The 25,275-nt window shown below is 56.8% G+C and carries 26 protein-coding genes; 2 read left to right on the forward strand and 24 right to left on the reverse strand.

The features are described 5' to 3' along the window. The first annotated feature begins 173 nt into the window (after positions 1-173). Together ABYM29_RS01350 and ABYM29_RS01355 are read left to right on the forward strand one after the other, a co-directional pair. Entirely contained in the window at positions 174-578 is a 405-nt protein-coding gene (locus tag ABYM29_RS01350) for a YbaN family protein (RefSeq protein WP_372861149.1), read from the forward strand. A 26-nt stretch (positions 579-604) separates the two neighbouring features. After that, positions 605-1,318: a ZIP family metal transporter gene (locus tag ABYM29_RS01355; RefSeq protein ID WP_372861151.1), complete on the forward strand. Its 714-nt coding sequence runs from the start codon at positions 605-607 to the stop codon at positions 1,316-1,318. Positions 1,319-1,429: 111 nt separating this feature from the next. Here the strand turns inward: ABYM29_RS01355 and ABYM29_RS01360 are convergent, their stop codons facing one another. The 24 genes from ABYM29_RS01360 to lpxB form a co-directional block, all read right to left on the reverse strand. Beyond that, positions 1,430-1,816 (reverse strand): group III truncated hemoglobin, encoded by a 387-nt coding sequence (locus tag ABYM29_RS01360; RefSeq protein WP_372861154.1) that lies wholly within the window; start codon positions 1,814-1,816, stop codon positions 1,430-1,432. Positions 1,817-1,847: 31 nt separating this feature from the next. Further along, positions 1,848-3,263 (reverse strand): ribosome biogenesis GTPase Der, encoded by a 1,416-nt coding sequence (gene der, locus ABYM29_RS01365; RefSeq protein ID WP_372861157.1) that lies wholly within the window; start codon positions 3,261-3,263, stop codon positions 1,848-1,850. Between the two features lie 39 nt (positions 3,264-3,302). Further along, on the reverse strand, positions 3,303-4,454 hold the full coding sequence (gene bamB / locus ABYM29_RS01370; protein WP_372861160.1) for an outer membrane protein assembly factor BamB: 1,152 nt from the start codon (positions 4,452-4,454) through the stop codon (positions 3,303-3,305). Positions 4,455-4,463: 9 nt separating this feature from the next. Continuing rightward, a complete protein-coding gene (locus ABYM29_RS01375; RefSeq protein ID WP_372861163.1) occupies positions 4,464-5,150 on the reverse strand; it encodes a YfgM family protein in 687 nt (228 codons plus the stop codon). A gap of 16 nt (positions 5,151-5,166) precedes the next feature. Next, a complete protein-coding gene (hisS, locus tag ABYM29_RS01380) occupies positions 5,167-6,450 on the reverse strand; it encodes a histidine--tRNA ligase (protein ID WP_372861165.1) in 1,284 nt (427 codons plus the stop codon). A 30-nt stretch (positions 6,451-6,480) separates the two neighbouring features. Continuing rightward, positions 6,481-7,593, reverse strand: a complete 1,113-nt coding sequence (gene ispG, locus ABYM29_RS01385) for a flavodoxin-dependent (E)-4-hydroxy-3-methylbut-2-enyl-diphosphate synthase (RefSeq protein ID WP_372861168.1) — start codon at positions 7,591-7,593, stop codon at positions 6,481-6,483. Further along, positions 7,590-8,363: a helix-turn-helix domain-containing protein gene (locus tag ABYM29_RS01390; protein WP_372861171.1), complete on the reverse strand. Its 774-nt coding sequence runs from the start codon at positions 8,361-8,363 to the stop codon at positions 7,590-7,592. The genes ispG and ABYM29_RS01390 overlap by 4 nt, the downstream gene beginning before the upstream one ends. A 5-nt stretch (positions 8,364-8,368) precedes the next feature. Continuing rightward, positions 8,369-9,115, reverse strand: coding sequence for a type IV pilus biogenesis/stability protein PilW (gene pilW / locus ABYM29_RS01395; protein ID WP_372861173.1), 747 nt, complete (start codon positions 9,113-9,115; stop codon positions 8,369-8,371). 87 nt (positions 9,116-9,202) lie between these two features. Next, entirely contained in the window at positions 9,203-10,351 is a 1,149-nt protein-coding gene (rlmN, locus tag ABYM29_RS01400) for a 23S rRNA (adenine(2503)-C(2))-methyltransferase RlmN (protein ID WP_372861176.1), read from the reverse strand. A 13-nt stretch (positions 10,352-10,364) separates the two neighbouring features. Further along, positions 10,365-10,793 (reverse strand): nucleoside-diphosphate kinase, encoded by a 429-nt coding sequence (gene ndk, locus ABYM29_RS01405; RefSeq protein ID WP_372861178.1) that lies wholly within the window; start codon positions 10,791-10,793, stop codon positions 10,365-10,367. 126 nt (positions 10,794-10,919) lie between these two features. Beyond that, positions 10,920-11,120, reverse strand: a complete 201-nt coding sequence (gene iscX / locus ABYM29_RS01410) for a Fe-S cluster assembly protein IscX (RefSeq protein ID WP_372861181.1) — start codon at positions 11,118-11,120, stop codon at positions 10,920-10,922. Between the two features lie 30 nt (positions 11,121-11,150). Beyond that, the gene (fdx, locus tag ABYM29_RS01415; RefSeq protein ID WP_372861183.1) at positions 11,151-11,489 is read right to left on the reverse strand and encodes an ISC system 2Fe-2S type ferredoxin; all 339 of its coding nucleotides are present in this window, start codon (positions 11,487-11,489) and stop codon (positions 11,151-11,153) included. 10 nt (positions 11,490-11,499) lie between these two features. After that, positions 11,500-13,353, reverse strand: coding sequence for a Fe-S protein assembly chaperone HscA (gene hscA / locus ABYM29_RS01420; protein WP_372861186.1), 1,854 nt, complete (start codon positions 13,351-13,353; stop codon positions 11,500-11,502). A gap of 33 nt (positions 13,354-13,386) precedes the next feature. Beyond that, positions 13,387-13,926: a Fe-S protein assembly co-chaperone HscB gene (hscB, locus tag ABYM29_RS01425; RefSeq protein ID WP_372861188.1), complete on the reverse strand. Its 540-nt coding sequence runs from the start codon at positions 13,924-13,926 to the stop codon at positions 13,387-13,389. Positions 13,927-14,024: 98 nt separating this feature from the next. After that, positions 14,025-14,348, reverse strand: coding sequence for an iron-sulfur cluster assembly protein IscA (gene iscA / locus ABYM29_RS01430; RefSeq protein WP_372861191.1), 324 nt, complete (start codon positions 14,346-14,348; stop codon positions 14,025-14,027). Between the two features lie 20 nt (positions 14,349-14,368). Next, a complete protein-coding gene (iscU, locus tag ABYM29_RS01435; protein WP_372861193.1) occupies positions 14,369-14,752 on the reverse strand; it encodes a Fe-S cluster assembly scaffold IscU in 384 nt (127 codons plus the stop codon). A 24-nt stretch (positions 14,753-14,776) separates the two neighbouring features. Continuing rightward, on the reverse strand, positions 14,777-15,991 hold the full coding sequence (locus ABYM29_RS01440; RefSeq protein ID WP_372861195.1) for an IscS subfamily cysteine desulfurase: 1,215 nt from the start codon (positions 15,989-15,991) through the stop codon (positions 14,777-14,779). Between the two features lie 79 nt (positions 15,992-16,070). Continuing rightward, positions 16,071-16,547 carry a Fe-S cluster assembly transcriptional regulator IscR gene (iscR, locus tag ABYM29_RS01445; protein ID WP_372861197.1) on the reverse strand — a complete coding sequence of 159 codons (477 nt, stop codon included), beginning with the start codon at positions 16,545-16,547 and terminating at the stop codon, positions 16,071-16,073. A 145-nt stretch (positions 16,548-16,692) separates the two neighbouring features. After that, a complete protein-coding gene (gene trmJ, locus ABYM29_RS01450) occupies positions 16,693-17,478 on the reverse strand; it encodes a tRNA (cytosine(32)/uridine(32)-2'-O)-methyltransferase TrmJ (RefSeq protein WP_372861199.1) in 786 nt (261 codons plus the stop codon). Positions 17,479-17,530: 52 nt separating this feature from the next. Further along, positions 17,531-18,853, reverse strand: a complete 1,323-nt coding sequence (tilS, locus tag ABYM29_RS01455) for a tRNA lysidine(34) synthetase TilS (RefSeq protein WP_372861202.1) — start codon at positions 18,851-18,853, stop codon at positions 17,531-17,533. A 24-nt stretch (positions 18,854-18,877) separates the two neighbouring features. After that, a complete protein-coding gene (locus ABYM29_RS01460; protein WP_372861204.1) occupies positions 18,878-19,828 on the reverse strand; it encodes an acetyl-CoA carboxylase carboxyltransferase subunit alpha in 951 nt (316 codons plus the stop codon). Between the two features lie 83 nt (positions 19,829-19,911). Next, positions 19,912-23,394: a DNA polymerase III subunit alpha gene (dnaE, locus tag ABYM29_RS01465; protein WP_372861205.1), complete on the reverse strand. Its 3,483-nt coding sequence runs from the start codon at positions 23,392-23,394 to the stop codon at positions 19,912-19,914. Between the two features lie 64 nt (positions 23,395-23,458). Further along, complete coding sequence (gene rnhB, locus ABYM29_RS01470) at positions 23,459-24,082, reverse strand: ribonuclease HII (RefSeq protein WP_372861207.1); 624 nt, start codon at positions 24,080-24,082, stop codon at positions 23,459-23,461. Next, positions 24,075-25,241, reverse strand: a complete 1,167-nt coding sequence (gene lpxB, locus ABYM29_RS01475) for a lipid-A-disaccharide synthase (RefSeq protein ID WP_372861209.1) — start codon at positions 25,239-25,241, stop codon at positions 24,075-24,077. The genes rnhB and lpxB overlap by 8 nt, the downstream gene beginning before the upstream one ends. Positions 25,242-25,275: the final 34 nt, after the last annotated feature.

Genomic DNA, 25,275 nt, shown 5'->3' on the forward strand with positions numbered 1-25,275 from the left:
CAGCACGACCCCATGGTCGAAGCTGCAGAGACTGGCGCAGATTTGGCTTGCCGAACGAGTATCTCCGCGGCGCGAAATCCAGACAATGTCGCAGCTGATCACTGCGCTGACAAAAACGATCAGCACGATCACCGCCAGTCGCACCACGACCAACAACCTTGGGCAGTACATTGATGAAAGAACCCTTCGAGCATAGCAATCTATTCATTCGCTACAGCTTAATTGCCGTTGGCTGGCTTTCTTTCGCGCTGGGCATGATCGGCCTGTTATTACCCGTTGTCCCCACCTCGCCCTTTCTCATCCTCAGTGCTGCCTGTTTTCTGCGCAGCTCACCGCGTTTTTACCACTGGCTAACTCAACACCCCTGGTTTGGCCGCTATATTCGCTACTACATGGAGGGACGAGGCATTCCCACGAAGATCAAAGTGCTTATTTTGCTGCTGCTGTGGATTATGATATTGAGCAGTGCCCTGCTGATTGTGCGCATTCCCTGGGTGACCGCGACCCTGTGCAGTATCGCAGCCCTGGTGAGCATCTATATTCTGCGCCAGCCCAACCCCGAGCGCAGCGAGAAATAATCCGCGCAACCGGAGGCTGCCAGCCGATGTCTGACATGCTGCAAATTTTGCTCTACACCGGCCTGGTCGGCGCGGCGATCCCACTGGGGGGGCTGCTGGCGCGCTTTGAACACCTGGGGCCGGGTTGGCTGGAGAACGAATTCCGCCATTTTGTCATTGCCTTTGGCGGCGGTGTCTTACTGGGTGCGGTAAGCCTGGTATTGGTACCGGAAGGCCTCAATGGCCTGAGCAAGCCGATATGGGCAGTCGCCGCGCTCATCAGCGGCGGACTGTGCTTTTTCAGCATTGAACGCGCCATGGGCCTGCGCCGCCGCGAGTCTCCCCAACTGCTGGGCATGCTGCTCGATTATATCCCGGAGGCCATTGCCTTGGGTGGCATGCTGGCCAGCGGGGCGCCAACCGCCGCGCTGATGGCGCTGTTGATCGGCCTGCAGAATCTACCGGAGGGTTTTAATGCCTATCGAGAACTCGACAGCGTGCAGCACAACAGCCGCCGCAACTTGCTGTTGATGTCTGCCCTGGTACCGCTGGGACCACTCGCCGGGATAGCTGGCTACAGCTTTCTGAATGGCCACCCACAAGCTCTGGCCACCATCATGCTCTTTGCCTCGGGTGGCCTGCTCTATTTAATTTTTCAAGACATTGCCCCGCAGTCGCGCCTGGAGAAACACTGGGCACCCCCACTGGGCGCCGTGCTGGGCTTTTGTCTGGCCCTAAGCGGCACACTCGTCGCGCACTGAGGCCATAACGAGGTATTGGCAGCACAATAAGCCCACCTGGGCAAAAGAACGAAGAAGGAAAAAAATGAGGGCCGCGACGCCGTAACGCGCGCAAAGCGCTAGACAGCGCCGTTAAGAATGCAGCGCTTTTTCCATGTTGGCGGCAATGCGACTGGCGATCATCTTGGCGCGCTCGGTCTTTGGACCGGCAAAATGTGCATCGGCGGTATCGTGAAAATACTGCAACCAGCGCTGAAAATCTTCGGCGGTGAGGGCCTGCTTACCGTGTAGATCGCGGTGAATATTCATAGTGTGGCGCTGGTAATCACTGCTGCCCAACAGCAGTTTTTCCCAATAGGCTTGAATACGCGGAAAATGCTCCCGTATATCAATGCCCGCCACCTCGACAAAAATAGGAGCCAGGCGCTCATCGGCCAGCAAGCGCTGGTAAAACGCAGCGACAAACTCGGCGATGCGCTCCGGGCTATCCATATCGATATTGGGAAATTGTTCACTCATAACAGCTTAGACCAGCGCGCCTTGCAATTGCTCAGCGGCCGCGCTTTTTCTTACTGTCTTTTTTCTTAACAAAGCTGACCAGACGGCGCTTGCGCTCGATCTGGCGCTTGCTGAGCTGGTTCTTTTTGCCCTCGTAGGGGTTATCCGAGGTCTTGAATTCGATACGCAGCGGCGTGCCGACCATTTTCAATTCGCGGCGAAACACTTTTTCCAGATAGCGGGTATAGCTATTGGGAACCTTGCTGGTCTGATTGCCGTGAATCACCACAATCGGCGGATTGTGACCACCGGGATGGGCGTAGCGCAGCTTAATGCGGCGACCGTTGATCATCGGTGGCGCGTGGTCGTAGACCGCGCCCTCCAAAATCATGGTCAAACGGCGGGTCTGCAGCTCCTGTGTCGCGGAGTAATAGGCCTTCTCTATCGACTCGTAGAGGTGGCCCACACCGGTGCCGTGCAGGGCCGAAATAAAATGCACTTCGGCAAAGTCGACAAACTGCAGGCGGCGATCGAGTTCGGTTTTAATCCGGTTTTTCTGGTCTGCGGTGAGGCCGTCCCACTTATTGATCGCCACCACCACCGCGCGCCCGGCATCGATCACCTGCCCCAGCAGGTGCAGGTCCTGGTCGACGATATTTTCGCGGCCGTCCATCACCAGAATAACGACGTTGGCATCGTCGATGGCTTTCAGCGTTTTAACAATGGAAAATTTCTCCACCGCCTCGCTGATATGGCGGCGCTTGCGCACCCCAGCGGTGTCGATCAGCGTATAGGCTTCGCCATCGCGCTCGTAATTAATGTACACGCTATCGCGAGTCGTGCCCGGCTGGTCGTAAACCACCACCCGCTCCTCACCGAGCATGCGGTTTACCAGCGTCGACTTGCCCACATTGGGGCGGCCCACCACGGCAATTTTTTTGCCAGTGGCCTTGACGCTGTCGGCACCTTCATCGGCCTCGGGGAACAGCTCCAGTACATCGTCGATCAGCTTGTTCACCCCCTTGCCGTGGGTAGCGGTAAGCGGATAAATCTCGGCGGCACCGGTCTGGTAGAACTCGGCCATGGCGACATTGGGATCGGCGCCATCGACTTTGTTGGCTACATAGAACACCGGCTTGGAACAGCCGCGAAGATGGTTGATTAAGCCCTGGTCGGCCGGCATCAAACCGGCGCGGGAATCGAGCATCAACAGCACCGCGTCAGCCTCGTCAATCGCCTGCAGCGACTGCTGGGCCATGGCTTCGTCAATGCCCTCTTCATCGCCATTGATACCGCCGGTATCAATAACAATAAAATGGCGGTCGCCGAGAATCGCATCACCGTATTTGCGGTCGCGGGTCAGGCCGGGGAAATTTGCCACCAGCGCATCGCGACTCTTGGTCAAACGGTTAAATAGCGTCGATTTGCCGACATTGGGGCGGCCGACTAAGGCGATTACCGGAACCATACTTCTCTCATTTGACAATACACCGCCTCAGCCAAGCGCTCAGCGATCCTGGATTTTATAGGCAACCAGCTTGCCGCTGTTGCCATAGACGTAAAGCAGCTTGCTGTCGACCGCCATCGGCGCTCGCAGACCATCGCTGTCTACACGCTTGCGGCCAACCAATTGGCCATCGAGCTGCCCCAGCAAGTGCAGGTAGCCGTCGAAATCACCCACCGCAACCACGCCACTCAGTGCCGCCGGCTCGGTGAGAATACGGCGGGCCAATACCGTTTGCGTCCAAGCGATGCTCCGGCCGCCTTCGGCGATAGCACTGACACCACCACTGGCATCAACAACATACACATTGCCCAGTGCCTCGGCGGCACCGACATAACTGGAATTATCCTTGGCCCACAAGGGGCGACCACTGGCGATGTCAATAGCGATGACTTTGCCTTGATAGCCGTTGACCACCACGATCTGATCATTTTCGATCAGTAACAAGCGGCCATCAACGTCCACCAAACGCTCAATTTCTGTACTGCCCTGGGCCACAGATACCCGCTGCTCCCAGCGCACACTGCCAGTGTCGGCATCGAGGGCCACAATACGGCCATTGGCAAGGCCAACCAGTGCAACACCGCGCACGATGCGTGGACTGCTGGTGCCACGCATGGTCAACCGCGGCACCTGCGCAGTATAAGTCCACAGCCGCTCACCACTTTGCGCGTTAAAGCCGTGTACCAAACCGCTATAGGTTTGTACCACTACAACACTGCCATTACCTGCCGGCGCACCCAGCACTTCTCCGCCAACTTCCGCTGTCCATTGAACATCGCCGCTTAAACGGTCCAGTACCGCGACCTGGCCATCGGCAGTCCCTACATATAGCTGGGTGGAAGCCACCCCTACCCCACCAGAAATAGTCAGCTTGTGAGCTTTCTTCCAAAGTTTCTTGCCGGTTTTTTTATTCAGGGCAGCAACGCCCCCATCCACGGAGGCGATGAAAATTTCATCGCCATCGATGGCCGGCGCGATGCGATAGTAGGCCTCACCTTGACCGTCACCCAAGGAGTACGACCAAACCTTTTTCAGCTGTTTGATTTCAGTGAAATCAGTCAATGGCGCGGGATCACTGCTCTTTGGCGTAGACGAACAAGCGGCCAATACAGCGCTACACAGGACAACGGCGAGCGGACGAAACAATGACATGAGCATTCCCTAGTTCTGGGCCGCTGTTTGCGGAGTAGCAATTTTCTGAGTCGCCAAGCTGTTGATTTTCATTTCCAGCAGCGGATTATTCAGCGGATTTTCTTGCCGGCGATTCATTGCACTTGCTTCTCGATAAGCAGCCAATGCCTGGCTGGTTTCACCCTGCTGACGCAGTACATCACCACGCAACTCCAGCGCCTGCACCGCCGCCGCGCCCTGTTGCAGCGGCTCGACAATATTCAGCGCCTCATCAAGTTCGCCTTGGGCAAACTTTACACGCGCCAGTCGCAACTGGGTCTGCACTTTAACGGCCAATTCCGGCCCCTGCTGCAACACCCAATTCAGTTCGGCTTCGGCCGCCGCATAATCGCCATCTTTCACCGCATACTTGGCCTTAATCAACGCCGCATACTGACCATAACTAAAGCCCGCGAAACGATCTTTCAAGGTGTCAGCCAAATGCTCAGCGGTTTGCCGCTTACTGCTGTCGCGACTTGCTGCGGCGTCAGCCTGCAGCAGGTTTTCGTAAATAACCGAGGCATCGCCCGCGCGATCGGCCTGATAATTATTCCAGCCGCGCCAGCCAAAGACTAAAGTCAGCGCAATAGCAACACCGAACACCGTCGACTTGCCGTTCTCGCGCCACCAGCGCTTGATGGCCTCTACTTGTTCTTCTTCTGTACGGTAGGTATCCACGTTATTCCTCAAGCTCTCAGCACTGTTGAGACAGTGTGTTATTGATATGGTCCGCCAACGCAGTCAACGCCAACTGTTGTTGCTGGGCATCGCCACGCAGGGGCTTTACGGTTACTTCTCCGGCCGCCAACTCATCCTCACCCAGTACCACCGCTAGCGCAGCGCCACTCTTGTCGGCCTTTTTAAACTGGCTTTTAAAACTGCCACCACCGCAGTTCAGTACCACTTTAACGCCGGGTAACTGATCGCGAAGGGTTTCTGCCAAACTTAGCGCCCGTATTTCACAGGCCTCACCGTTGGCGATGATATAGACATCGGCAAGCGGCGCAGATTCCGGCAGTGCCTGTAAAGTTTCCAACAACAGGCACAGACGCTCCAAGCCCATCGCAAAACCCACCGCCGGCGTCGGTTTGCCGCCCAGCTGCTCAACCAAGCCATCGTAGCGGCCGCCAGCACACACCGTACCTTGCGCCCCCAGCGCGCTGGTGGTCCATTCAAACACCGTGAGGCCGTAGTAATCCAGCCCGCGCACCAATTTGGGGTTCAGCGTGTAACTCAGGCCAGCGGCATCGAGTCGCGCGCACAGCCCGTCGAAGTGCGCCCTGGACGCCTCGTCCAAGAAGTCCACCAGCAATGGTGCATCCTGCAACAGCGCCTGTGTTTCCGGCACTTTGCTGTCTAGGATACGCATGGGGTTAGTAGTCAAGCGGCGCAGGCTGTCGGCGTCCAGCTGTTCTTTAAACTGGCTTAAGTAATCCACCAAAGACTGGCGATAGCGGGCCCGCGACTCACTGCTGCCAATACTGTTCAGCTCTAATGTCAGCGCGTCACTAATACCCAGCTCTTTCCACAAGCGCGCGCTGAGCAAAATCAGCTCGGCATCGATATCAGGGCCATTTAAGCCGAAGGTTTCCACACCTATTTGATGAAATTGACGCAACCGCCCTTTTTGCGGACGCTCGTGACGAAACATTGGCCCCGCGTACCACAAACGCTGTATCTGGTTGTGCAATAAGCCATTCTGGTCGCAGGCCCTGACGCAACTCGCGGTGCCCTCAGGACGCAGGGTCAAACTGTCGCCGTTGCGGTCGGCAAAGGTGTACATCTCTTTTTCAACGATATCAGTGACTTCACCAATGGAGCGCTTGAACAATTCTGTCTGTTCAAGAATGGGAAAACGGATTTCCCGGTAACCATAACGGCCCAGCAGCGTCGCGACTGTCGACTCCAAATACTGCCACAGCGGCGAGTCCTCGGGGAGAATATCGCTCATCCCGCGGATGGATTGTATACGTGCCAAATGAATACCTTTAACGCTGCGCCCGGCACATTAACTGCGGGCGATCAGGTCCTTGTCTTGTTGCTGTTTAACGGCGACTTTGTCGCGAATCAGTTTTTCCAAATGATCAACCAACTCGGGGTTCTGCACCTTGTGATCTTTCTGGCCATTAACGTAAACCAGGTTGTTTGGCGTGCCGCCGGTCAAGCCAATCTCGGCCTCCTTCGCCTCGCCGGGGCCATTCACGATACAGCCAATGACCGCCACATCAAGCGGAGTGGTCACATCCTCCAGACGCGCCTCTAATTCGTTCATGGTGCCGATCACATCAAAATTTTGTCGGGAACAACTCGGGCAAGCGATAAAGTTAATGCCCTTGCTACGCAGTTTAAGGCTCTTGAGAATCTCGTAACCGACTTTAATCTCTTCCACCGGATCAGCAGCCAACGACACACGAATAGTGTCACCGATGCCATCCATCAGCAGCATGCCCAGTCCCACCGCCGACTTGACCGTGCCGCCGCGCAGGCCACCGGCCTCGGTAATACCGAGATGCAGGGGCTGTTCAATCTGACTGGCTATCTGCCGATAGGCCGCCACCGCCATAAAAACGTCCGACGCTTTAACACTGAGTTTGTAATCTTGAAAATCGAGTCTATCGAGGATATCGATATGGCGCATCGCCGATTCGACCAGCGCCTCCGGCGTCGGCTCGCCGTATTTGCGCTGCAATTCTTTTTCCAGCGAACCGGCGTTAACACCAATACGGATGGGTATATTTCGCGCCTTGGCCGCATCGATTACTGCGCGGACCCGGTCCTCACGACCGATATTACCGGGGTTGATGCGCAGGCAATCAACACCATACTCGGCCACTTTTAGAGCGATTTTGTAGTCAAAATGGATATCGGCAACCAGTGGCACCTCAACCTGCTCACGAATTTTCTTAAAGGCCTCAGCAGCCTCCATACTCGGCACCGACACCCGCACGATATCCGCGCAGGCCGCTTCCAGACGCCGGATCTGCGCCACCGTTGCCTCGACATCGCAAGTATTGGTATTCGTCATGCTCTGCACCGAAATGGGTGCGTCGCCACCCACCGCCACCTTGCCAATATGGATCTGGCGGGACTTACGGCGTTTAATGGGTGATTCCATTTTCATAATTCACCTATCTGCACGCGCACGGCGTTGCTCTCTGCCAAGCCGTCGAGATCGACCGGCTGCTGATTGTACTCGATGTCTACGGCAGGCCAGTAAGCCAATGCGAGTTGAACCGGCCCCTGCAAACTGACTTGACGCTGCTCGCCCTTGGCAAACTGCCCACTTAAGCGCACCGCTCCCTGGGCGTCCCTCACTTCGAGCCAGACGTCTTCGTTGAACACGAGACGCAACGAGGCATTGTGATATAGCTGGGGATCGGCAGCGCGGTACTCCGCCTCCGGGAGTTTTAGCAGCGACTCTCCCAAAGACGGCTGAGCCCGCAGCTCGTGCAACGGCACATAGCGGTCTTCCATCAAACTGACATCCAGCTCTGGTGAACTGTGACCACTAAACAACAAATAGCTAATCCCCCAGAACAACAGGGTGCCCAGCAGGGCAAATAACAGTTTGGCCTGCCCCGGCGCATGAATTTTCGCCTGCGGGCGTTTTTTTTCCGCCTGTTCATCGTCGCGCCGGCAGATACGTTCGCAGTCGTTAAGCAGGGGCGCCTCGTCTAAGCCAAAATAACGCGCGTAGCTGCGAATATATCCGCGGGCAAACATCGGCGAGTTAAAACGGGAATAGTCGTTACTTTCCAAGGCCTCAACATGGCTGGTCAGCAAGTTCAACGCGTCAGCCACTTCGCCAACCGACTTGCCCGCACTCAACCTGGCATCGAGTAATACCGAACCAGGCGGCGCCGTATAGTTATCCTGCTGCGTATGTTGCATAACGGCTATTGCCCAGCCCCTGCTAGCGACGCTTTATACAGCAGATATTCCTCTGACTTCGGATAGAGGTTTTTCAATGCCAAGGCATAGCTCGCGTAGGCATTTTCATCGTCAAAGATATCCGCCAAACGAATACCCAACCATAACGAAGCTGCTGACTGGCGCTTCGCGACATCGCGAAAGGCGTCATAAAAACGTTGCGACTCCGGGTACTGCGCCTGGCGATACGCCACCTCGGCTAGCGACAGCAATACCTGCGGGCTATCGCTGCGCATTAGCAATGCGCGCTTGAATGCCGCCTCGGCGCGGTCGAGCTCATCGAGTTTCAAATAACAGCGACCGAGATTGATAAAGGCTTCCACCCGCCGCTCATACAGCAACTCGGCAGTGACCACTTCCAAATGCTCGGCAGCCTCTCGATAAAGCTGTTGCTGGTAAAGAAATGCTGCGAAATTATTGCGAATTCGCATCGACTTGGGCGCCTGAGCCACCGCGCGACGGTAGTATTGCTCGGCCATTTCCAGCTCACCGGTATTCTGGTAAACCAGCGCCAACGCTTCTAGTGTTTCAGCATTGTTGCGATCTACAGACTCCACAAACTGCAGATGCCGCTTGGCCTGCTCCCAGTTTCCCTGGGCAATGTAGCTTTTGGCCAGTTGCAGCGACGTTTCATAAGCTTTTTGCTGATCAGCCTTTTCCGCAAAGCCGCCCTTATGGGTGGTCACGCAGGCAGCCAGTGTCGCGGTGATCATTAACAGAAGCAGTGCGCGACCATACCGTTTAGAACTCAGCCGTAAAGACCCGTACTCGGTAAACATATGTGGCACTTGCATTCCCTCTTAAATCACTCGGATAGTTTGCGTTTCTTCCGCCTTGCGGCGATGGCGCTCAGCCCGCCGGGTGCGATCCTGCACCTGCCCAGCCAACTGGCCACAGGCCGCATCGATATCGTCACCTCGGGTCGTGCGCACCGTAGTCACATAGCCCGCATCAGTCATCACTTGCCAAAATCGCGATACCGCAGAGTTCGACGGCCGCCGATAGTCTGACAGGGAAAAAGGATTAAAGGGGATAAGATTGACCTTACACGGCAATTCGCGCAATACCTCGGCGAGCTCTCGCGCCTGCTCCATGCTGTCGTTCACACCGGCGATCAGAGTGTATTCCACCGTCACCACGCGATGTTTATCTGGCTGCTTGTCGAGATAGCGACGACAGGCCGCCAACAATTCCGCAATCGGATAGCGCCGATTAATGGGTACCAGTTCGTTGCGTAGCGCATCGTTGGGGGCGTGCAGCGACACCGCCAAAGACACTTCGGAAACATCGCCCAATTTATCCAACATCGGCACCACACCCGAAGTACTCAGGGTAACCCGACGCTTGGACAAGCCATAGCCAAAATCATCCATCATCAGATTGGTGGCATCGACAACATTTTCGAAGTTGAGCAGGGGTTCGCCCATGCCCATCATCACGACATTGGTCACCACGCGGTTTTTACCGGGGCCAAACGCATCGTAGGATTTGATTGCCAGCCACACCTGGCCAAGGATCTCCGATGCCGTCAGGTCACGCTGAAAGCCCTGCTTACCGGTCGCGCAAAAGCTGCAGTCCAGGCTGCAACCAACCTGCGAGGACACACACAAGGTGCCGCGCTGGCCATCGGGAATAAATACGGTTTCGACTAAATTGTTGCCGCCAACTTCCACGGCCCACTTGCGGGTGCCGTCTTTGGATTCGAGCTGGCGCACCACCCGCGGTGGCCGGATTTCAGCGAGCTGAGCCAGCTTGGCGCGCAAGGGCTTGCCAATGTTGCTCATCTGCTCGAAATCATCGACACCTGAGTGGTGGATCCACTTAAGAATTTGCTGGGCACGGAAGGGCTTTTCGCCAATGGAAACCAACCAGGCCTCCATTTTCGCGCGTGTCATACCGAGCAGGTTCACCCGCTCGGCTTGCTGAATAACGGCGTCTTGCACTTCCATACCCGTGGCCCTCTTAGGCGCGTTCGCAAAGCTCGCTAGTCGCGAAGAAGTAGGCGATTTCGCGGGCCGCAGACTGCTCAGAATCAGAACCGTGTACCGCATTGGCATCGATAGATTCAGCAAAATCGGCGCGAATCGTGCCGGCATCCGCTTCTTTTGGGTTAGTTGCACCCATCAGTTCGCGGTTTTTAAGAATTGCACCTTCGCCTTCCAGCACCTGTACCACAACCGGGCCGGAGGTCATGAAGTCGACCAACGCTGGGAAGAAGGGGCGACCTTTGTGCTCGGCGTAAAAGCCCTCAGCCTGCTCGCGGCTCAAGCGCAGCATTTTAGCCGCAATAATTTGCAAGCCGGCTTTCTCAAAACGACTGTAAATCTCACCCACGACGTTTTTTGCTACGGCATCGGGTTTAACAATGGAAAAGGTGCGTTCTACGCCCATCTGACTATCTCCGGCTTAAAGTTCAAAAATTGGGGCAAGCCCCCGAAAAATCGGGGGAATTATACGCGCATTCCACCAAAATAGGTACGCAGCCACAGACCGCGGTTGCGCGACTATCTACAGCAGCTAGTCGCGCTCATCCAGCCAGGCGGCCTGAATAGCCTCGAGTATTTTCTCGCCGCTGCGCTTGGGGTCGTCATCGAAGTCCTCAAGCGCCACCACCAGCTGGTGCAAATCGACAAAATTGATATACGTCGGGTCAGTCTCCGGGTGTTTTTCCGCTAACTCGATACCAATATCCAGCACATCCGTCCATTTCAGTCCCATGACACCCCTCCTCTACTGTACGCCCCGGCTTCAGTGGCGCTCGGAAACCATATTGATGGTGTAGCGGGGAATCTCCACCACTAAGTCCTTATCGGCCACTACCGCCTGACAACTCAAGCGCGACTCCGGCTCTAGCCCCCAGGCCTTATCCAGCATGTCTTCTTCCAGCTCATCGGCCTCACCCAAGGAGTCAAAGCCCTCGCGCACAATCACATGGCAAGTAGTGCAAGCACAGGATTTCTCACAGGCGTGCTCAATAGCGATGCCGTTGGCCAACATAACGTCACAAATGGTTTCGCCACTGGCCACCTCCAGCACCTCGCCCTCTGGACAGAGATTTTCATTTGGCAATATAACAATGCGCGGCATGGCGCCCTCCTTAAAGTTCGTCTACCCGCCGTCCGGCGAGGGCTTGCTTAATACTGGCGTCCATTCGCCGCTCAGCAAAGGTTTCGCTGGCCGCGCCGACAATTTCAATCTGGCGAGCAATGCTGGCCGCACTTCCCGATTCTTTCTCTTTGTGCAACTGCTCCATCTTAGCCAGCAGCTCGCGCTGCTCTTCGTCGCTAAGCAGGGCCTCACCATCGGCCAACAGTGCCGCCGACAGCGACTGCAGCAGCGCTTCAGCTTCGACTTGCTGCTCGCGCAGTGCCCTAGCCTGCTTGTCCTCTCCCGCGGCCTCGAATGACGCGGTAAGCATATCGGCAATGTCGCCATCACTCAGGCCATATGAGGGTTTGACCTGCACCTGGCTCTCGGCGCCCGTGGTCTCCTCCCGGGCGGCCACCTGCAGTAAGCCATCGGCGTCTACCTGGAAGGTCACTCGAATCCGCGCCGCACCGGCCACCATCGGCGGAATCCCCTGCAACTCAAACCGTGCCAGTGACCGACAGTCCTCCACCAACTCGCGCTCGCCCTGCACAACGTGAATAGCCATCGCCGTTTGACCATCTTTAAAGGTGGTAAATTCCTGGGCCATTGCCACGGGAATCGTGGTGTTGCGGTGAATAACCTTCTCGGTCAGCCCGCCCATGGTTTCCACCCCCAAGGACAGCGGGATCACATCTAGCAACAGCGTCTCCTCGCCACTGCGATTGCCCACCAGCTGCTCAGCCTGCGACGCAGCGCCCAGCGCTACCACTTTATCCGGATCGAGACTGACCAGCGGCTGGCGGCCAAACCACTGAGCAACGCGCTCGCGCACGCGCGGCACCCGCGTCGAGCCGCCAACCATCACCACATTGAGAATGTCGTCATTGGCCAATTTAGCGTCGCGCAGCGCGCGCTTACAGGCCCTGATTGCCCGGTCGATCATTGGGTCGACCAGCGCATTAAACTGCTCGCGACTCAGACTCAGCCGGGCGTCGCCGAGGACAATCTCCGCCGACTCCTCTGCACTTAACCTTTCCTTAGCCGCGCGGCAGGCATCCAGCAGCTGACGGCGCTGACTGGCATCAAGCCCGCTCACTGCGCTTTGCGAGACAAACCAGGCGGCTATCGCCTGGTCAAAATCGTCGCCGCCCAGCGCCGAATCGCCACCCGTCGACAGCACCTCGAAGACGCCCTTGCTCATTTGCAGCACCGAAATATCAAAGGTGCCGCCACCGAGGTCAAAAACGGCGATCGCCCCCTCTTCCTGCTCATCCAGGCCATAGGCTACCGCTGCCGCCGTCGGCTCATTGAGCAATCTCAGGACATTTAAACCAGCGAGTTTAGCCGCGTCTTTCGTCGCCTGGCGCTGGCCATCGTCAAAATACGCCGGCACGGTAATGACCGCCCCCTGCAGCTCACCGCCGAGGCTGTCTTGCGCGCGCTGGGCCAATACCTTGAGTATTTCAGCCGACACTTGTACTGGCGACATATCGCCGGCGCGCGTCTGTAGTTTCACCATATCACTGCCGCAATCCAGCAACTCATAGGTGGAAAGCATTTCGCCAGCCTGGATATCCGCATAGCTGCGCCCCATTAAGCGCTTTACCGAGGCCAGGGTGTTGTGAGGGTCCTCTGCGGCTCGCGACTGCGCGGCGGCGCCGACGACAAGCTCAGCGTTTTCGCCGTAGTAAACTACCGAGGGCAACAGCGCCTGCCCCTGTGCATCGCTCAGCGTTTGCAGGCTGCCATTGCGAAAGGCTGCCACTAGGGAATTGGTCGTCCCGAGATCAATCCCAACCGCGAGCTTGCGCTGATGGGGTTCCGGGCTCTGCCCGGGCTCGGAAATTTGCATAAAAGCCATAACGTCTGTCCGTTTACCGCCGCGTGGCGAAAGTTAGAAATCGAGCAATTCACCTTCTTTCTGCTCTGCCTCATAACGCAGCTTTTCTAGAAATTGTAATTTGGCGTAACCGTCTTTGGCGGCGTCAAAATCGCCGGCGTCAAAGCTCTGTTGAAAGGCCCGGCGTTGACCCGCCAGGGCCGAATCGACATCGCGATAAAATGCATCGAGCGCCTGCTCGGGGTCGGCCGCGTCGTGCAACTCGGCCAATTCCTCGCGCAACTGCATCTGCTGCATCAAAAATTCCGGGTCGCGAAACGTCTTGGCAGCGCCATCGACCGCCTGCCCGGCAAGCTCCAACAAATACGCCGCACGCCGCGTTGGCGAGCGCAGGGTCTCGTAGGCCTCATTGATTTGCGCTGACTTTTGCACCGCCAAGCGACGCTGACGCTCGTCATCGCCAGCAAAGCGATCGGGGTGCGCACTGCGCTGCAAGGCCCTGTAGCTAAGCGTTAATGCGCGCTCATCCAGCTCGAAACTGCGCTCCACACCCAGCAGACTGAAGTGATCCTGCTGTCGATTGTTATCGGCCACGACTCGACTCCACAGAGGCAAAAAACCCGCCCCCCATATACACAAAAAGGCGCGATCAGCCCGGGCCGAAACGCGCCAGCGATTGCCCAATGCGGGCATCACACCGTGAAGCTTTCCCCGCAACCGCACTCTGCGGACACATTGGGGTTATTAAACTTCAGGCCCTCGTTAAGCCCTTCTTTTACGAAGTCCAACTCAGTGCCATCAAGATATACCAAACTCTTTGGGTCGATATAGACGCTGGCGCCGAAGGCTTCAAACACGCGGTCTTCGGGCTGTGCCTCGTCGACAAATTCCAGCACATAGGCCATACCTGAGCACCCCGAGGTTCTCACCCCCAAGCGAATACCCAAGCCGCGACCGCGACCAACCAGCTGGCGCTTAATATGTTCCGCCGCCGCTTCAGTCAGCGAAATCTTCATGCCTTCTGCCACCATTGGACTCAGGCGCCTTTCTTCTTGCGATAGTCAGAAATCGCCGCCTTGATGGCGTCCTCTGCCAATACCGAGCAGTGAATTTTCACCGGCGGCAGGGCCAGCTCCTGAGCAATCTCAGTGTTTTTGATGTGCTCAGCTTCGTCCAGCGTCTTGCCCTTCACCCACTCAGTTAACAGTGAGCTGGAAGCAATAGCTGAACCACAGCCATAGGTTTTGAACTTGGCGTCTTCAATCACACCCTGCTCATTGACCTTGATCTGCAAACGCATCACGTCACCACAGGCGGGCGCACCCACCATACCGGTGCCGATCTCGTCGCTGGCATCGTCAAATTTACCGACATTACGCGGGTTCTCGTAATGGTCGAGTACTTTTTCGCTATAAGCCATTTCTCGTCCTCCTGCTGGGCCGCCTTAGTGGGCCGCCCATTCAATGCTGTCCAGATCCACACCGTCTTTGTACATATCCCAAAGCGGCGACAATTCGCGCAGTTTCTCCACAGCCTTGCGGACCTGGACAACGGCGTAATCGACTTCTTCTTCAGTGGTAAAGCGACCGAAGGAGAAGCGCAGCGAGCTGTGCGCCAGCTCGTCATTCAATCCCAGCGCGCGCAACACATAAGACGGCTCCAAACTGGCCGATGTACAGGCCGACCCTGAAGATACCGCCAGGTCTTTCAGCGACATAATCAGCGACTCACCCTCGACAAAGGCCAGGCTGATATTCAGGTTGCCCGGCAAACGCTGTTCTAAGGAGCCGTTTACATGCACTTGCTCAATATCTTTAAGGGCGTCCCAGAAGCGCTGGCGCAGCGCCAGCGAGTGGGCTGCATCCTTGTCCATTTCCAGCCGGCAGATTTCGCAAGCTGCGCCCATACCGACAATTTGATGGGTGGGCAGAGTACCGGAGCGCATGCCGCGCTCGTGGCCGCCACCGTGCATCTGCGCCTCGAGGCGCACCCGCGGCTTGCGGCTGACATACAACACCCCAATGCCTTTGGGGCCGTATAATTTGTGGGCTGACACCGACAGCAGGTCAACCTTCATTGCTGCCATATCCACCGGAATTTTACCCGCCGTCTGCGCGGCATCGACGTGGAACACCACTTTGCGCTCGCGACACAACTCGCCAATCGCGGCAATATCATTGATCGTGCCAATTTCGTTGTTGGCGTGCATGATACTGACTAGCACCGTGTCGTCGCGCAGCACCTGTTCGATGGCTTCTGGCGTAATAATACCGTCGGCATTGGGATCCAAATACGTGACCTCAAAGCCTTCGCGTTCAAGTTGACGACAGGTATCGAGCACGGCTTTGTGCTCAATTTTCGAAGTAATAATGTGCTTGCCCTTCTTGCTGTAGAAGTGGGCAGCACCTTTGATCGCCAGGTTATTGGATTCTGTGGCACCAGACGTCCAGACAATTTCCCGGGGGTCGGCATTAAGCAAATCGGCAACTTGGCGGCGGGCATTTTCCACAGCCTCTTCCGCCTTCCAACCAAACAGATGAGAACGCGATGCCGGGTTGCCGAACACCCCCTCGGTTGTCAGGCAAGCCATCATTTTCTCGGCAACACGCGGATCAACTGGCGTGGTTGCAGAGTAATCCAGATAAATCGGCAACTGCATATCTCTCTCCTAATTACCAACCCCCACCTTTGGGGAGGCCACTGCGCACCGGACCTCAGCCTCGGTGCTTGCGTAAAAGCTAATCTATGGCGGTCAGCACTATGGCCTGCTCAGCATTGCGACGCTGACGCTGCCGCGCCGACACCGCCTGTACATCACGGCGCTGAACCAGGCTAGCCAGACTGATGTCACTGAGAAAATGGTGTATCTGATCACTCAGATCAGACCACAGGTGATGAGTCAGACAAGTGTGACCATCCTGACAATCACTGTGACCAGAACATCCCGTGGCATCGACACGCTCATCGACCGCATCAATAATCTCTGCAACAAAAATACTGTCACCAGGGCGGCTCAAGCGATAACCCCCACCGGGGCCGCGCACGCTGCACACCAACTCACGACGGCGCAACTTGGCAAACAATTGCTCCAAATAAGACAGCGAAATATCCTGACGACTAGAAATATCAGCCAGACTGATAGGCCCCTGATCACCATAGAGCGCCAAGTCCAGCATCGCGGTTACCGCGTATCGTCCTTTTGTCGTCAATCGCATAATTGCACCTATTCTCCGTAATAGAGATTATGCAATAACCGAGTATTTCTATCAACTATTTACCCGATTAAATTACTCGGACTTTAGGAAGGGGAGACCACCGCAGATCACGGCAATCACAAAGAAAGGCGCGGCATTATAACGGCTAGCGGCCTTCGTCTCCACCCCCAGACTCGGACTCTCGCACCTTGCGCACCCAGGACTGAGTCGAAGTCAAAATACCACGCAAAATATTGACCTCCATCTCATCGAGACGGGTTCGCTGGTAGAGGCGCCGCAACCTCAACATCAGCTTCTTAGGCGCCTCAGGGCGCAGGAAATTGATGTCATAGAGCGTCTCTTCCAGGTGCACTAAATAACGCTCCAAGGCTTCCGCATCGGCCACCGGCTGATCCCATTCAGCCATCGCATTAGCATCCAGGTCGCCGGAGACCTGCAACATGCGCAGCTCATAGGCCATGACCTGCACCGCCATGGCGATATTCAGGGAGCTGTATTCGGGGTTGGCCGGGATGTGCACATGCAAATTACAGCGCTGCAGCTCTTCATTGGTCAGCCCGCGATCCTCGCGACCGAACATCAGCGCTACCCGGTGCCCACCCACCGACTCTTTATAGGCTTCTTGCATACAGTGCCGGGGGTCCAACAACGGCCAGGGTACCGTGCGCTCGCGGGCACTAGTGCCCACGACCAGCTGACAATCGGCTATCGCCTCATCCAGCGTCTCGCAGACCACCGCATTATCGAGAATATCGCCGGCACTGGCAGCCCGCCAGGTTGCCTCATCATGGGGAAACTTGCGCGGCGCCACCAGATACAACTGGGACAGGCACATGTTTTTCATCGCCCGCGCCACAGCCCCGATATTACCGGGGTGAGAGGTATTCACCAGTACGATACGAATATTGTCGAGAGTATTACCCTGAGTCATGATCAGCGCCCTATTTACGAGCGCCGCATTCTAGCAGAGCCAAGCCCCCCGGTCAGCGCCCGGCGGCATCCCGCCAGCTCAGCTGCCAGCCCATTTCGGAGGCCGGGGTATAAAATCCCTCGCAAATAGCCATATCGGCAACCGCCGCCAAGCGCTCACCGCAGTAGAGCAAAGGCAGGCGCTGACGGCGCAATGGCGGCACCCCCCACTCCTGCAGCAGTTTCTTGAGCGAGCGACTATGACTTTCACCAGCCAACTGGCAGCGCTCACCACCACAGCGAAAACGCACCGTGAGCGGACCAGCTGGCACGAAGTGCCCCCCGCGATGCGCACTCAAGCGCCCCTGGGGCAACGGCAATGGCGCGGACAAGTCCCACGACAAGGGCTCAGAATGCGACCGAGTGTGTAGCTCCACCGCCTCCCCGAACAGCCGGCCACGGTAACGATAAAATCGCCAAGGGCCCACACAAAATACCGGCGCGGCATCCCGGCGCGCCGACAAAAATTGCTCCGCGAAGCTGTGCAGCTGCGCCTGCTCTAAATTCAACTGCCAACGACTGCGCAAGTAATAGTGCAGCAACGCCAACTGGCGAGAAGGCGGCAGCGCCAGCAAGTCATCTATGACCAAGCCCCCTCCACACAGCAGAGGCTGAAGATCCTGCTCAAAGTATTCGTCGAGCAAGGACGCCGCCCGGGCTTGCAGCAGCGCAGCCCGCTCCAAACTGCGACGATAAGCCGGCCAACGCCGCTCTAACCTCGGCATGACCTCAGCGCGAAGATAATTGCGATCAAAACACACGTCGGCGTTACTGGGATCCTCCTGCCAACGCAGCCCCCACTCCCGGGCACAGGCCAGCAACTGCGCACGGGAAACGCCCAACAACGGCCGTAACAACTGCCCCCTACCCAGCGGCCGGCGCCGCGGCATCGCCGCCAAACCCTCCGGCCCAGCGCCACGCAGCAAGCGCAACATCAGCGTCTCGCACTGATCATCGAGGTGATGGGCCTGCAACAGCACATCGCCTTCGCAAAGCAGCTGCTCAAATACCTGATAACGCGCCTGCCTTGCAGCCGCCTCGACCCCAACACCGTGACTATCGAGCTGCACCCGGCGCACTTCACAAGGCAGCTGGAGAGCGTCACACAGCTGCTGACAATGCTGCGCCCAGGCATCGGCCTCGGCCTGCAAGCCATGATGAATATGGATGATATGAAGATCGGGGAAATCTGGCTGCTGCCGCCTCAGCGCGAGCAACAGCTCCAACAATACCCGGGAATCAAGACCGCCACTGTAGGCCAACCAGTAACGACGCGGCGACGCTTCGCCAGCCAGCGACGCACGCAGCCCGTCGAGCAGATCCGGTCTAGCGACCACAGCCCGCTCGCGCACCACCGCGCACTACACCGTGCCGTAGGACATCAGACGCTGGTAGCGGGTCTCCAGTAACTCGTCTTCCGGCAGAGCCTGCAAACGCTCCAGCTGCGCCAGGATATGCGCCTTGACACTTTCCGCGCTGGCGTCAATATCCCGGTGGGCGCCGCCCTGCGGCTCGGGAATCGTGGCGTCAACAATCCCCAACTCCTCCAAGACCGTCGACGTCAACCCCATAGCCTCCGCCGCATCGGGAGCATACTCGGTGCTCTTCCAAATAATATTGGCACAGCCCTCCGGAGAGATAACAAAGTAAGTGGAATACTGCAGCATCGCAATGTGGTCACCCACACCGATACCCAGCGCCCCACCGGAACTGCCCTCACCGATAACGACGCACACAATCGGCGTACTCAACCGCGACATGACCGCCAAGTTCTGCGCAATCGCCTCAGAAATTCCCCGCTCCTCGCTATCGATACCCGGGTAGGCCCCCGGCGTGTCAATCAAGGTAACAATGGGCAATTTGAAGCGCTCGGCCATTTCCATCAGGCGCAGCGCCTTGCGATAGCCCTCAGGCTTGGGCATACCAAAGTTGCGCTTTACTTTTTCAGTGACGCCCCGCCCCTTCTCCTGACCGATAATCATTACCGGCTTGCCATCAATTTTGCCGATACCGCCAACGATTGCAGAGTCATCGCCGAAGTGTCGATCACCGTGCAGCTCGTCAAAATCGGTGACAATACGGCGGATATAATCCAGCGTATACGGGCGCATAGGATGGCGGGCAATCTTCACCACATCCCAAGGGCGCAGTGAGGAGAAAATTTTCTCAGTGAGCTTGCTACTCTTATCCTTGAGCTTGGCAATTTCCTCGCCAATATTGATGTCATTGTCGTTACCAACCAGCTGAAGCTCTTCTATTTTGGCTTCCAGTTCGGCTATAGGCTGTTCAAAATCGAGATAATTCGGGTTCATCGCTCTGTATTATTCGCTCTGTTGACTTCAGCCCGACAGCATTCAAGAAAGAAATTCGGACTATTCATGGCGGTGATTATACGTCAATCGTAATTGATCACCACGTTATTTGCGCCGCAGTCTTCACGCAAGCGGATTAAAACATCCTCTTGCGGCAGAATCCGCCACTCACTCCCCAAACGCAGGCGCACCTCACCCTCGGGTCGCCGATAGCGAATCACCACCGGACAGCTCCCCCCTCGCACCGGGCCCAGCGCCGACTTTAACTTCTGCAACTGTTCACTGCTGCAACACGCTGCATCCAAGGCCACTTCCAGTTCCTTGGCGTGATGTTCTCGGGCTTCGGCAAGACTGCGTATAGACTTTACACGCATTTTCTTACCGCCGCTGTACTCATCAAAGCTACAGACACCTTCCACGACCAGCACGGCGTCCTTGACTAGCTGCTCCCGGCACTCTTCATAAACATCACTAAACAGCGCTATCTCGATACGCGCACTGCGATCATCGAGTAGCAAAAACGCCATGGTGTCGCCGCGCTTATTCTTCATCGTGCGCATATTAACCGCAAGACCAGCAACCGTCTGCGGGTGTTTTTCTGGATTCAGGTCGACGATGCGCCGCGGCACAAAGCGCCTCAGCTCAGCCTCGTAGTCATCAATCGGGTGACCGGTAACATACAGCCCCAAGGTGTCTTTTTCACCCTGCAAGCGCTCCTTGGTAGTCCAGCGGCGAACATCGCGAAACGCCGCGTAAACATCGCGATTATCGGCTGCCAGCGTCTCGCCAAACAAGTCCACCATGCCACTTTCAACATTGCGCGCGGCCTGTTCAGCCACCTGCACCGCCTCGGGCATTGCCGCCATCAACACCGCGCGATCCTCACCCAGGTCGTCAAAGGCGCCGCTGCGAATCAAGGCCTCAATCGCCCGCTTATTCACCTTGCGCGGATCGGTGCGCTCACAGAAATCAAACAGGTTTTTAAACGGCCCGCCGCTGTTGCGCGCGGCAATAATACTTTCCACAGGGCCCTCGCCAAGCCCCTTGATCGCCCCCAAGCCATAAACAATTTGACCGCGGTCATTGACGGTGAACATATACTCACCCTCATTGACCGAGGGCAGCTTGTAGTCCAGCTTCATCTCCCGGCATTCTTCGATAAACACCACAATCTTATCGGTGTTATCGAGTTCCGAGCTCATCACCGCCGCCATAAACGGCGCCGGGTAATGCGTCTTCAGCCAGGCCGTCTGATAGGAAACCAGTGCGTAGGCCGCCGAGTGCGACTTGTTAAAGCCGTAGCCGGCGAACTTTTCCATCAGGTCGAAAATATTGGAGGCGAGCTCTCGATCAAAGCCCTTCTCCACCGCCCCGGCCAAGAACAAGCCGCGCTGCTTCTCCATCTCCTCGGGTTTTTTCTTACCCATCGCCCGGCGCAACAGGTCGGCGCCACCAAGGGTGTAACCGCCCATCTCCTGGGCGATCTGCATAACTTGTTCCTGATAGAGAATGATGCCGTAGGTCGGCTGCAATATCGGCCGCAGGCATTCATGCTGATACTGGGGATGCGGAAACGCCAGTTCGGCGCGACCGTGCTTACGGTTGATAAAGTCGTCAACCATTCCCGACTGCAGTGGGCCGGGGCGGAACAGCGCCACCAGTGCGATAATGTCCTCAAAACAGTCGGGCAGCAGCTTCTTGATCAGCTCCTTCATGCCGCGCGATTCCAACTGAAACACCGCCGTCGTTTCCGCCGACTTCAACAAATTGAATGTCGGCGCGTCCTCCAGCGGAATCGCCATGATATCCAGCGGCTCCTCATCGACTTTGGCGCGCTGGGCATTGACGATTTTCAACGCCCAATCGATGATGGTTAGGGTGCGCAGGCCGAGGAAGTCGAACTTAACCAAGCCGGCGTCTTCCACATCGTTCTTGTCGAACTGGGTAACCAGGCCGCCGCCGGCCTCGTCGCAAAACAGTGGCGCAAACTCGGTCAGCTTGCTCGGCGCAATAACCACGCCACCGGCATGCTTGCCAACGCCGCGTACCACGCCTTCTAACTGTTCGGCCATGTCCCAGATTTCATGAGCCTGCTCGTCACTGTCGAGAAACTCCTTCAGCGCCGGCTCCTGCTCCAAAGCCTTGGCCAGCGTCATGCCCACCTCAAAGGGAATCAGCTTGGACAATTTGTCCGCCAGGCCGTAAGACTTGCCCTGCACCCGCGCGACATCGCGCACCACCGCCTTGGCGGCCATGGTGCCAAAGGTAATGATCTGGCTCACCGCGTCGCGTCCGTAATTATCGGCCACATAGCTGATCACCCGGTCGCGCCCCTCCATGCAGAAATCGACGTCAAAGTCTGGCATCGACACCCGCTCCGGGTTCAGGAAGCGCTCGAACAGCAGGTCGTATTCAATGGGGTCGAGATCGGTGATCTTCAGTGCGTAAGCGACCAGTGAGCCGGCACCGGAACCCCGCCCCGGCCCGACCGGAATATCGTGATCCTTGGCCCACTGGATAAAGTCCATCACGATGAGGAAGTAGCCCGGGAAACCCATCTGCAAAATGATATCGAGCTCAAAATTCAGCCGGTCGCGATACTCTTTCTCAGTCTCTGGGTAATTTGGCGCGCTGCGATCAAACAGGAAATCCAGTCGCTCATCCAAGCCCTTGTGGCAGAGTTCACGAAAGAACTGCTCCTGGGTCAAGCCCTCCGGAATGGGGTATTCCGGCAAATAATAGGTACCCAAATGTATCGTCAGATTACAGCGGCGGGCGATCTCTACACTGTTCTCCAACGCCTCGGGGATATCCGCAAATAGCTCCAGCATTTCCTCAGGACTGCGCAAGTATTGCTGGTCGCTGTAACTGCGCGGCCGCCGCGGATCATCAAGTACGCGGCTATCGCGAATACAAACCCTCGCTTCGTGGGCCTCGAATTCATCGCTATTGATAAATCGTACATCGTTAGTGGCCACCACCGGGCAGCCACTGTGTTCGGCCAGCTTCACTGCAGCGTGAAGATAGTCATCTTCATTCGCGCGTCCAGTGCGCTGCAGCTCTAGGTAATAGCGGTCACCAAATACCGACAGCCAGCGATCCAAACGCTGGCGCGCCAACTCTGGCTTATTGTTAATCAGCAGCTGACCAACATCGCCCTCTCGACCGCCGGACAGCGCAATAAGCCCCTCACTCGCCTGCTCGACCCAGCTGCGGTAGACATAGGCCTTACCCTGCCACTGCCCCTCCAAATAGGCGCGAGAAATCAGCTCGGTGAGATTGCGGTAGCCCGTTTCGTTTTGCACCAACAGGCACAAGGTACTGATTTGCTCGGGGTCATCATCGTCGCGCAGCAACAGGTCACTGCCGTATATAGGCTTGATCCCCGCCCCCTGAGCGGCCTTCTGAAACTTAATCAGCGCGTAGAAATTACACAGATCCGTCAGCGCTACCGCCGGCATGCCCATCGCAGAACTGTGCTTACACAGTTCTTTAACGCGCACCAAGCCGTCCACCAAAGAATACTCGGAGTGCACGCGCAGGTGGACAAAATTTTCATGCAACATCGTCGCGCCTCATTACTTATTCTGACCGGCAACATGTTACGCCGGCCGCGCTATTTTTCGCTTGTCAGGAATCCGCCAGCAAGGCTTTCACCGGCGCGTAACTGCGTCGATGAATAGGTGTGACACCCAAGCGCTGCAGCGCTTCCATATGCACCTTGGTGGGGTAGCCCTTATGACCCGCTAAACCGTAACCCGGATACTTTGCATCCAGTACACACATTTCGCGGTCGCGCACCACTTTTGCCAAAATCGACGCAGCGGCAATGGCCGCCACCTTGCTATCGCCCTTGACCACCGCTTCAGCGCGATAACGCCAGCGTGGCAGCCTATTGCCATCCACCAGCACTAACTCTGGCTCCAGCACCTCGCCACCATGAGTCAGGCCTTCTACCGCCCGCTTCATTGCCAGCATACTCGCCTGCAGTATATTGAGGCGATCGATCTCTTCGACACTGGCGCGCGCCACACAGAAACTCAAGGCCCGTTGACAAATCTCGTCAAACAGCGCCTCTCTGCGCTTCTCACTGAGTTTCTTCGAATCATTCAAACCGGCAATCGGCCGCTCAGGGTCTAACACCACGGCTGCCGCAACGACATCACCACACAGCGGGCCGCGCCCAACCTCATCGACACCGGCAGTCAAACGCGGATATTCATCAGCCCGAAATAGATCAGCGGTGTCAGGCATCTCCAACGCCCTCCAAACCGACACCCGCCGCCGCCAATACCCGAGTTGCCGCCTGCTCGCTAGCCTTGCGGGCCAGATCTACATGAATCGCCCGAAACTCCGCCAGCAGGGATTCCCGGTGATTCGCATTACTGAGTTGCTCGAGAATGAGTGGCCCAATCACCTCCGCAGACACCTCATCCTGCAGTAGCTCTGGCACTAGCGATCGCTGCGCCAACAAATTAGGCAGCGAAAAGAACGGTGTTTTTATCAAACGCGACAACAGCGCATAGCTCAACTTACTAAAGCGATAACAGACCACCATCGGTCGCTGCAACAGCAAGGCTTCAAGGCTGGTTGTACCTGATGCCATTACCACCGCATCAGCAGCGGACATGACCGTGCGCGACTCGCCCAACACTACCCGCACAGGCAGATCGGCAGTCTGACTGGCAATCGCATCCAGGATCTGTCGACGTCGATCGGCGTTGGCAGCAGGGATCACAAATTCGATGTTTGGCAAGGCCCGACGCAGCCATTGCGCCGTATCTAAAAACACCCCTATTAACTGCGACACCTCTCCGGCCCGACTGCCCGGCAACAATGCCACTACCGGGTGGCCTGCACCAATATCGAGCGACTCACGAGCCTGCTCACGCTGATCTTCGAGCGGAATTTGATCGGCGAGAGGATGACCCACGCACGTCACCGGAACGCCGTGCTGACGATAAAAATCCTCTTCGAAGGGGAATAAGGTCAACATGTGGTCCACCGCCTTGGCGATAGTTTTAATGCGTCCCTGCCGCCATGCCCAGACCGACGGACTCACGTAGTGCACAGTGCGCACGCCACGCTCGCGCAGGCTGCGCTCAACATTCAGCGTAAAGTCGGGAGAGTCAATACCCACCACAACATCGGGCTGCCAATTCAGAAAATGACGCTTAAGATGTCGGCGGATACGCAACAGCTCCGGCAGCCGTTTTAAGGGTTCGGTAAGCCCCATTACGGAAAGGCGATCCATATCACATATGCTATGGAAACCCTCCGAGATCATTAGTGGGCCACCAATGCCCTCAAACTCTGCATCGGGAAAATGCTGACGGATCGCCTGAATCAGGCCGGCACCGAGAATATCTCCCGACGCCTCTCCGGCGATTAAGCCGATTTTCAAAGAAGCCATATCGCAGTCTTTACCGGGGTTACCGGCCTCAGAA

It is taken from the genome of Spongiibacter sp. (genome assembly GCF_041602295.1).
Taxonomy (GTDB): domain Bacteria; phylum Pseudomonadota; class Gammaproteobacteria; order Pseudomonadales; family Spongiibacteraceae; genus Spongiibacter.

Bases quoted from the DNA above. Each gene is read 5' to 3' on its own strand.
- dnaE (WP_372861205.1), bottom strand. From the start codon at position 23,394: ATGTTGCATGAAAATTTTGTCCACCTGCGCGTGCACTCCGAGTATTCT.
- fdx (WP_372861183.1), bottom strand. From the start codon at position 11,489: ATGCCGCGCATTGTTATATTGCCAAATGAAAATCTCTGTCCAGAGGGC.
- der (WP_372861157.1), bottom strand. From the start codon at position 3,263: ATGGTTCCGGTAATCGCCTTAGTCGGCCGCCCCAATGTCGGCAAATCG.
- trmJ (WP_372861199.1), bottom strand. From the start codon at position 17,478: ATGACTCAGGGTAATACTCTCGACAATATTCGTATCGTACTGGTGAAT.
- ABYM29_RS01350 (WP_372861149.1), top strand. From the start codon at position 174: ATGAAAGAACCCTTCGAGCATAGCAATCTATTCATTCGCTACAGCTTA.
- ABYM29_RS01460 (WP_372861204.1), bottom strand. From the start codon at position 19,828: ATGAACCCGAATTATCTCGATTTTGAACAGCCTATAGCCGAACTGGAA.
- ABYM29_RS01360 (WP_372861154.1), bottom strand. From the start codon at position 1,816: ATGAGTGAACAATTTCCCAATATCGATATGGATAGCCCGGAGCGCATC.
- ispG (WP_372861168.1), bottom strand. From the start codon at position 7,593: ATGAAAATGGAATCACCCATTAAACGCCGTAAGTCCCGCCAGATCCAT.
- iscR (WP_372861197.1), bottom strand. From the start codon at position 16,547: ATGCGATTGACGACAAAAGGACGATACGCGGTAACCGCGATGCTGGAC.
- ndk (WP_372861178.1), bottom strand. From the start codon at position 10,793: ATGGGCGTAGAACGCACCTTTTCCATTGTTAAACCCGATGCCGTAGCA.
- hscA (WP_372861186.1), bottom strand. From the start codon at position 13,353: ATGGCTTTTATGCAAATTTCCGAGCCCGGGCAGAGCCCGGAACCCCAT.
- lpxB (WP_372861209.1), bottom strand. From the start codon at position 25,241: ATGGCTTCTTTGAAAATCGGCTTAATCGCCGGAGAGGCGTCGGGAGAT.
- ABYM29_RS01355 (WP_372861151.1), top strand. From the start codon at position 605: ATGTCTGACATGCTGCAAATTTTGCTCTACACCGGCCTGGTCGGCGCG.
- ABYM29_RS01390 (WP_372861171.1), bottom strand. From the start codon at position 8,363: ATGCAACATACGCAGCAGGATAACTATACGGCGCCGCCTGGTTCGGTA.
- bamB (WP_372861160.1), bottom strand. From the start codon at position 4,454: ATGTCATTGTTTCGTCCGCTCGCCGTTGTCCTGTGTAGCGCTGTATTG.
- pilW (WP_372861173.1), bottom strand. From the start codon at position 9,115: ATGATCACCGCGACACTGGCTGCCTGCGTGACCACCCATAAGGGCGGC.
- rlmN (WP_372861176.1), bottom strand. From the start codon at position 10,351: ATGGAAGTGCAAGACGCCGTTATTCAGCAAGCCGAGCGGGTGAACCTG.
- iscX (WP_372861181.1), bottom strand. From the start codon at position 11,120: ATGGGACTGAAATGGACGGATGTGCTGGATATTGGTATCGAGTTAGCG.
- iscU (WP_372861193.1), bottom strand. From the start codon at position 14,752: ATGGCTTATAGCGAAAAAGTACTCGACCATTACGAGAACCCGCGTAAT.
- ABYM29_RS01440 (WP_372861195.1), bottom strand. From the start codon at position 15,991: ATGCAGTTGCCGATTTATCTGGATTACTCTGCAACCACGCCAGTTGAT.
- rnhB (WP_372861207.1), bottom strand. From the start codon at position 24,082: ATGCCTGACACCGCTGATCTATTTCGGGCTGATGAATATCCGCGTTTG.
- iscA (WP_372861191.1), bottom strand. From the start codon at position 14,348: ATGAAGATTTCGCTGACTGAAGCGGCGGCGGAACATATTAAGCGCCAG.